Genomic DNA, 7,736 nt, shown 5'->3' with positions numbered 1-7,736 from the left:
CGCCCAGCCCGCCCATGGCGCTCAAGGAGCGCGCCGCGCGGCTGTTCCGCGAGCACCTGTCCGCGGTGCGGGTCCGCACGGACCGGCTCTTCGCGGGGCTGATGCTGGGCCAGTGGGCGGTGGGCATCGTCATCGCGCTGTTTGGTCCGCGGGGCAGCGGCGCGCAGCTCCAGGCGGCCGTGCTGGTGGGGACGCTGCTCAGCGCCTTCCCGATGGTGATGGCCCGCTGGCGCCCGGGCTCCATGCCCACCCGTCACGTGGTGGCCGTATGCCAGGCGCTCTGGTCCTCGCTGCTCATCTACCTGACGGACGGCCGGGTGGAGACGCACTTCCACATCTTCGGCTCGCTGGCCTTCCTGGCGCTGTACCGCGACCCGTGGGTGCTGCTCTCCGCGAGCATCACCACCGTCGTGGACCACGTGATGCGCGGCACCCTGTGGTCACACTCGCTCTACGGCGGGCTTCCGCCGGAGCTGTGGCGGTTCGTGGAGCACGCCTTCTGGGTGGCCTTCATCGACGTGGTGCTGGTGTATTCGTGCCGGGGCATGTTGCGCGAGCTGCGCGAGGTGGCGGTGCGCCGGGCGGAGCTGGAGCTGGCCCGCGAACGGGAGCACGCGAAGGCGCGCGAGCTGGACCGCGCCCTGCGCGAGCTCAGCGGCTTCCAGGAGCACCTCATCCGCGTGGAGAAGCTGGCCGCGGTGGGACAGTTGGCCGCCAGCGTGGGGCACGAGCTGCGAAACCCGCTGGCCGCCGTGCGCAACTCCCACGCCTATCTCTCCCGGAAGCTCACGAGGGACCCAGCAGGGGCCGCGGATGACCCACGGGTCCCCCAGTTCCTGGGGCTGATGGAGCGCGAGCTGAACGCCTGCGCGAAAATCATCTCCGACCTGCTCGACTTCGCTCGCGAGCGTCCGCCCGCGCTCCAGCCGTGTCCGCTGCGTCCGTTGGTGGACGAGGCCATTGGCGTGGTGCCGCAGCGGGAAGGGGTGCGAATCGTCAATGACGTGCCGGAGTCGTTGCCGGTGCCGCACCTGGACAAGGAGCAGTTCCGTCAGGTTCTGGTGAACCTGGTGCAGAACGCAGTGGAGGCCATGCCCGTGGGGCGCAATGGAGTGGTTTCAGTCGTAGCGGAAGGTGGAGACGCGAGTCCCTGGCGCATCCGGGTCATGGATGACGGCGCGGGGATTCCTCCGGAGGTGTTGCCCAAGATTTTCGAACCGCTCTTCACCACGAAGACGCGTGGCACCGGCTTGGGACTGGCCATTGTCGCCAACATGGTGCAACGTCATGGCGGCACAATCTCTGTGCGCAGCGAAGCGGAGCGGGGTAGTGAGTTCCTCATCGAGCTCCCCGCGGCAGCGGCGGCCCAGGCCGCATGATGGAGGACGTCGCAGTGGCCCCCGCGCGCATCCTGCTGGTCGACGACGAGGAGTCGCTTCGCATCACCTTGGCCGCGAACCTGGAGCTGGAGGGCCACACGGTCCTCGAGGCGGCCAATGGTGAGGAGGCCTTGCGCCTCCTGGAGAAGCAATCCGTGGACGTGGTGCTCACGGACATCCGCATGCCCGGCCTGCACGGCGTGGAGCTCTTGCGCCGCATCAAGCAGGAGCGCCCCGACATGCCGGTGGTGCTGATGACGGCCTTCACGGCGGAGGAGCTGGTGGATGACGCGCTCGCCGAGGGCGCCTTCACCGTGCTGCCCAAGCCCTTCGACGTGACGCACGCGCTGGACACGGTGCTGCGCGCGGCGGCGGCGCCGCAGGTCCTGGTGGTGGACGACACCGAACAGGTGGCGCGCGGCATGGTGCGCGCCCTGAGCACGGTGGGGCTGCGCGCGCGCGCCGTGTACAGCGGCGAGGAGGCGTTGGCCTCGTTGCGTTCGGGGGAATACGACGTCTGCGTGCTGGACCTGGTGATGCCGGAGATGAGCGGGCCGGAGCTGGTGTCCAAGGTGCGCGCGGCGAACCTGTCCGTCGCCATCATCGCCGTGTCTGGCCACGTGGTGCCGGAGATGCTCCGCAGGGTGGCGGCGCAAGGCGCGGTGGTGTGCATGACCAAGCCGGTACCGTTGCGCGAGCTGGTGCAGGCGATTGCACGGGTGCGAGGCCGGCCTCAACAAGGGCTGCAAGGCGCGAGGATTTGACCCATGGCAGGCAGAGACCTCCAGGCGCGTGAGCGGGCGGCGGTGGCGGACGTGGTGGCCTCCACCCTGCGGCACGACCTGCGCAACAAGCTGGCCAGCATCCGCAACGCCTCGTTCTACTTGATGCGGCAGGTGAAGAAGACGGACCTCTGGAGCGCGGACCCGCGCGTGGAGACCTTCTTCCAGCTCATCGAAAAAGAGCTGACGTCCGCCGAGGACGTGCTCTCCAAGCGCGCGCCGCCGCCCACCGGTGGCACGCGTCCCCGGTGCAGTGCCCGCGAAGGCGTGGAGCGCGCGCTCGCCGAGGCCCAGGTGCCGCCGTCGGTGGAGGTGGTGCGCGACCTGAAGGAGCAGGGCGGCGTCCCGTTGGAGGTGGAGGACCTGGCGCTGCTGGTGCGCTGCCTCGTGGACAACGCGCTGGAGGCCATGCCGCGCGGCGGGACGCTCACGGTGCGCACGCGCGACGCCGAAAGCGGCGTGTGCCTGCGTGTGGAGGACACCGGAGAGGGCCTGGCGGCGGAGGCGTACTCGCGCGCCCTGGAGCCCTTCTTCACCACGCGGCCCCACCACGCCGGGCTGGGGCTGAGCATCGTCCACCGGACGGCCGTGCGGCACGGCTGGCAGTTGGACCTGGGCGCGGGCCCCTCCGGGGGCACCTACGTGGAAATCCAATTCACGGGCCTGGAGGCGGGGGCCCATGACCGGAATGACGTGACTCGGGGGAGCAAGTGATGGAGACGAACTGGACGTTCGGGCGTTGCCTGCTGCTCGTGGAAGACGACCCTTCCAACCGGATGACGCTGTCCGCGCTTTTGGAGGATGCGGGCTTCGCGGTCGTCACCGCCGGCTCCTATTCGGAGGCCGCGGGATTATTGAACCGGCCTCGGGCGTATGACGCCGTGCTGTTGGACCAGAGCCTGGGTGACGGCTTTGGGACGGGGCTGATTCCGCTGGTGCGCCACCACATGCCGAAGACCAAGGTCGTCTTCGTCACCGGTCATGACGGGAAAATCGACATGCCGGTGGACGCCGTCTTCCGCAAGGGCGGCCACTTCGACGACCTGCTGGCCTTCCTTTTCAAGCTGTTGCCCCAGCGCCCGCTGGGTGCCTGAACGCGAGGTTCCAGAATGCTGCTCCCTTCCGTTTCCGAGCGCTCCGCTCTCACCCGACGGCGGGAGCAGCTGGCGAAAGCCCTGGGGAGCGCGGCCGCGCTGCTGGCGTCGAGCCGCCCCCGTCCTCGCAACTACGCCGCCGACCAGTTCCCTTTTCGGGCGTCGAGCCACTTCCTCTACCTCTTCGGGCTCGCGACGCCGGACGGCGTGGGTCTGTATGACGGCCAGGGCTGGACGCTGTACCTGCCCGAGCCCGGTCCCGACGACGCGCTGTGGGACGGCGCGGTGCCCGGCTTCGCTGAAATCGCGGAGCGGACGGGCTGCACCGTGCGTTCGCGCGCCGAGCTGCCCGCGGCGCTGAAGGGCCGCGACGTGGCGGCGCTGCCCACGCCGGACCTGGAGACGTGCCTGGACGTGGCCGCGCTGCTGGGCCGCGAGGTGCGTCCCGGCCACCTGGCGGCGGTGGACGTGCCGCTGGCGGACGCGATGATTGCGCTGCGGCTTCGCCATGACGACGCCGCGCAGGCGCAGCTTCGTCAGGCCGCGGAAGTCACGGTGCTGGCCCACATGGCGGGCATGCGCGCCACGCGGCCGGGCATCCTGGAGGCCGCGGTGCGCGCCGCGATGGAGGCGGAGTTCGTCTCGCGCGACGTGCGGCCGGCGTATCAGCCCATCGTCACCGTGCACGGCGAGGTGCTGCACAACCTGCGCTATGACCACACGCTGCGCGAGGGAGACCTGCTGCTGGCGGACGTGGGTGGTGAAAGCCCGGCCGGCTTCGCCTGTGACGTGACGCGCACGTGGCCGGTGACGGGCCGCTTCAGCACGACGCAGCGCGAGCTGTACGACGTCGTGCTGCGCATGCAGAAAGCCAGCATCGACGCGGTCCAGCCGGGGACGCGCTACCGCGACGTGCACCTGGCCGCGCACCGGGAGATGGCGCGAGGCCTGGTGGCGTTGGGCATCCTCCGTGGGGACCCGGAGGAGTTGGTGGTGGACGGCGTCACCGCGCTCTTCTTCCCGCACGGCGTGGGCCACCTGCTGGGGCTGGACGTGCATGACATGGAGGACCTGGGGGACCGGGCGGGCTATGCGCCGGGCCGCACGCGCTCGCCGGAGTTCGGTCACCGCTCGCTGCGGTTGGACCGCGATTTGGAGCCCGGCATGGCGGTGACGATTGAGCCGGGCATGTACCAGGTGCCCGCCATCCTGTCGGACGCGCGGCTCATGGCGCGCGCGAAGGACAGGCTCCAGCGCGACGTGCTGGCGCGCTACGCGGACGTGCGCGGCATCCGCATCGAGGACGACGTGCTCGTCACTTCGGATGGCAACGAGGTGCTTACCGCCGCCATCCCCAAGGAGGCCTCGGACATCGAGGCCGTCATGACCAGCTCTGCCCGTCCAGCTCCGGGAAGGTGACCTGGCACTGGCCGGGATTCACGCCGTCCACGCGCGCGTAGCCATTCTTGTTGAGGGTGCCCTCGCGCGTACTCCCATCCGGGAGCGTCACCAGGTAGCGCGCGTGGGGGATGGGGTTGCCCTCCTCGTCCTTCAGCTCGATGGCCAGCCACGTCTGTTCCTCGACGGGGGTTTCCTCGGACGTCAGCGGCGGTGGTTCCGGCCAGGGCGTGGGCAGCAGCACCGGACGCGCCATGGGGAGCGCCACCAGCTCCCCATGCACGAAGGCCTCGGTGAGCCGCTGCTGAAGGCGCTGCTCGTACCGGCCGCGCTCCAGTCCGGACAGCCCTAGCGGGCGGCTGCCTCCGAGCGCTTCGTACATCGCATACAACGTGTGCGCGGCGGAGGTGGCCAGCCAGCGCTTCAAGGCGGAGCTGACGAAGACGTCAGGGACCGGTGCCTGCGGGTGCTTCAGCCGCTCCAGGTCGACGGACGGTACGATGAGCCAGTCTTCCCCCTGGGCCGGCAGGCGCCACCGGCGCTCACCGTGCAAGAGCTGCATCATGACGGCCTCCCGGTCTCGGAGTGTATCAGGATGCGCGCTCCGCGTAGGAGGCGCTGCGATGTGGGGTGCGCGGCGCCTGACGCCGTGCATCGGGGTGTGGGGTGCGCAACGTCCTCGTGGGACGGAGGGGCAGGGTTATTGCTGCTGCGGTGCGCCTTCGGGCGCCTGCTGAGCCTCGGTGGGCGCGGCCGGGCTGCTGTGCGCGAACACCATGAGCCACGTTCCGTCGCGGCGCTGCCACACGTCGGTGAAGTACACGGCGTCGGTGACCTCGCTGCCGTCCGTCATGCGCACCCGCGAGCGCTGGACGCCAGCCAGCACGCCCGTGTCACCGAAGACGTGAGACTTCATTTTTTCGGCTTCGACGGACGTGATGTCACCGGGGATTTCGGCGATGCCCACGATGAACGCGTCACGGTTCATCTCCGCGCCGTCCGCGCCGCGGAAGTCGTGCTCATGGGTGACTGACTCCGGGTGGAAACAGGGCCGCACGCAGAGACGGCCAGCAGGGTGGATGCAGGCGTGGTTGATACATGAGGTGTCGTGAGTACGGCGCGCATGCGCGCGTGCGGAATGAATTTCCAGAGCGCGAAGTTGCGGGGCCGCGTGCGCCATCCGCCGTGAGTTGACCCGGTGAAGCAGTGGACAGGCGCGGTGCCTCCAGGGGGCACAGCGTTCTAGGACGAACAGTGGGGGGTGGCGCGACGAGGACCGGTTCCTACGTTGCACGCTCTGTCGAAGTCAGGGCCGGTGAGTGCAGCGCGGGCGAGGGAGGGCGTGTGGACGAGCTTCTTTCCGGAGCTGAAGGGCAGTTCCGTACTCAGGGCAAAGGCACTCCAGGTGCGTTGGAGCCGCGCGGCACGGTGAGCGTGAGCGAGGCGCTCGAGGGAGACCTCGACGCGTATCTCGACCGTGAGCTTCTCGAGGCATGTGAAGACGACGCGGCCGTGGAAGACCCTGCACCCGTGACGGATGTTTCCGCGAGAATGCGCGCGCTGCTCGCACTCGCGGAGGAGGAGACGGAATGGCTGGAGCGCCTGCCGCTGTCCACCTCGCGCGCGCTGGACGTGTTGCCCGAGCCCACGGTGGAGATTCCCGAGTGGATGCGCACTTCGCCTGGAGCGAAGAAGGTGACGTCCCTGGGCGCCTTGTTGCCGCCGCGTGCGGAGAATGTGCTGGCGCGTGCGCCGGATGCGCCCATGTGGGGTGATGCGCCGCCGCATGCGCACTTGGAATCCGCGCGGTGGCGCGCTGCGAGCGCGACCGAGACAGTCAGTGTCCTGGGACTTCGCCCCGGGGAGTTGATGGGCGCGGCGGCCGTGGGCGCGTTGGCGGCGGGCCTGCTGCTGGTCGCGGGACTCTACGTGCGTGGTGGTGACTCCACGGGGACGCAGGCGAGCGTCGATGATGCCATCCGGCGCACGGCGCACGGCGCTGTCCTTGGCACGAGCGGTGACGCCCAGGCGGGCCTGTCGTCGGCTGGCGCCGGCGCCGCGATGCGCACCGCCGCTTCGTCTGGGCACGCCATTGGAGCGAGCACGTCCACGCAGGCCGCCGTGAGCGGTTCATCGCCGGACGCGGCGCTCGCTGCCTCGTCGCACGTCTCGGGTGCCGCGTCGTCCATGGCTGTCTCCAGCACGCAGCCGGGCATTGGTTCGGCGCTTCTTCGGGATGCGGCGAAGGGACTGCGCGCCTCCGTGCCTGCCTCGGAGCCGGCGCGAAGCCCGGGCACGCCCGTGGCGGAGTCGCTCGCGGTGGTGAGCCCCGCGCCCTTCAAGCGCAAGGCCCCGGCGAAGCCAGACGAGGCGGCGGCTCTGCCTCCCGCGCCCGTCGAGCTCGACTTCGGAGACACGGGTGCGGCAGGCGCCGCGTCCCAGGACGCCATCGCGACGTCACCGGGTGATGTCGCCGCGGAGGCCGTGGAGGAGGACACGTCGGAGAAGGGGCCGTACGCGGACCTCGATGAGGCCTTCGCGCGCGAGCTGGGCTTCACGGAAGACGCGGACGCGGAGCTCTCGAAGGCGGAGGCGCCCGCGCGCACCGTCTACGTGCCGCCGGCGGTGGACGTGAAGGAGCACCTCACGCCGGAGGACGTGAAGCAGGTGGTGCTGACGAACCAGCCCGCCATCACCGCGTGCCTGCGTTCACACGCGCAGGGCACGCCGATGGAGGCCGGTGGCCGCTTCATGGTGCAGTGGTCGGTGCTCCCCAGCGGTGAGACGCTCAACGTGTCCATGGACACCGCCGCGCTGCGCGCCACGCTGCTGTCGCGCTGCATCGAGGACGTGGTGCGCCGCTGGAAGTTCCCGGTGCATCAGGTGCGGATGCAGGAGCCCATCCGCTTCCCCTTCATCTTCTGAGGTACGCGCGGACCACTGGCTTCTATGCTTCCACTTGGAATGCCAGCGACCGAGCCGCCGGAGCCCACGGAGTTGCACGTCTGCCACCGCTGCCTCGTGCGGTTGGAGGCCAGCGCCGGTGGCGTGGACCTGCCACGCCGGCTGCGGGAGGCCCTGGC

The 7,736-nt window shown here is 70.1% G+C and carries 8 protein-coding genes; 6 read left to right on the top strand and 2 right to left on the bottom strand.

Annotated features, from left to right (window positions below; translation table 11 throughout):
* The 5 genes from FMQ63_RS15475 to FMQ63_RS15455 form a co-directional block, all read left to right on the top strand.
* Window positions 1-1,379: sensor histidine kinase (locus FMQ63_RS15475; RefSeq protein WP_368667209.1), on the top strand; the 1,379-nt coding region annotated here is incomplete at its 5' end.
* On the top strand, window positions 1,376-2,143 hold the full coding sequence (locus tag FMQ63_RS15470) for a response regulator (protein ID WP_011550593.1): 768 nt from the start codon (window positions 1,376-1,378) through the stop codon (window positions 2,141-2,143). The genes FMQ63_RS15475 and FMQ63_RS15470, both read left to right, overlap by 4 nt.
* Window positions 2,144-2,146: 3 nt before the next feature.
* Window positions 2,147-2,875, top strand: a complete 729-nt coding sequence (locus tag FMQ63_RS15465; RefSeq protein WP_011550594.1) for a HAMP domain-containing sensor histidine kinase — start codon at window positions 2,147-2,149, stop codon at window positions 2,873-2,875.
* Window positions 2,875-3,255 carry a response regulator gene (locus FMQ63_RS15460; RefSeq protein WP_013936365.1) on the top strand — a complete coding sequence of 127 codons (381 nt, stop codon included), beginning with the start codon at window positions 2,875-2,877 and terminating at the stop codon, window positions 3,253-3,255. The genes FMQ63_RS15465 and FMQ63_RS15460 overlap by 1 nt, the downstream gene beginning before the upstream one ends.
* Before the next feature lie 15 nt (window positions 3,256-3,270).
* On the top strand, window positions 3,271-4,674 hold the full coding sequence (locus tag FMQ63_RS15455) for an aminopeptidase P family protein (RefSeq protein WP_011550596.1): 1,404 nt from the start codon (window positions 3,271-3,273) through the stop codon (window positions 4,672-4,674).
* Here the strand turns inward: FMQ63_RS15455 and FMQ63_RS15450 are convergent.
* Window positions 4,637-5,218, bottom strand: coding sequence for a carboxypeptidase-like regulatory domain-containing protein (locus FMQ63_RS15450; protein ID WP_225909708.1), 582 nt, complete (start codon window positions 5,216-5,218; stop codon window positions 4,637-4,639). The two genes, FMQ63_RS15455 and FMQ63_RS15450, sit on opposite strands and share 38 nt — an antisense overlap.
* A gap of 135 nt (window positions 5,219-5,353) precedes the next feature.
* Window positions 5,354-5,710 carry a nuclear transport factor 2 family protein gene (locus tag FMQ63_RS15445; protein WP_020480741.1) on the bottom strand — a complete coding sequence of 119 codons (357 nt, stop codon included), beginning with the start codon at window positions 5,708-5,710 and terminating at the stop codon, window positions 5,354-5,356.
* 287 nt (window positions 5,711-5,997) lie between these two features.
* Here FMQ63_RS15445 and FMQ63_RS15440 point away from each other — a divergent pair, with 287 nt between their 5' ends.
* Entirely contained in the window at window positions 5,998-7,578 is a 1,581-nt protein-coding gene (locus FMQ63_RS15440; protein ID WP_011550599.1) for an AgmX/PglI C-terminal domain-containing protein, read from the top strand.
* The last annotated feature ends 158 nt before the right edge of the window (window positions 7,579-7,736 follow it).

Source organism: Myxococcus sp. CA005, from assembly GCF_006518205.1.
GTDB classification, from domain to species: domain Bacteria; phylum Myxococcota; class Myxococcia; order Myxococcales; family Myxococcaceae; genus Myxococcus; species Myxococcus xanthus.
This window is presented reverse-complemented; position numbering and strand designations above follow the sequence as displayed.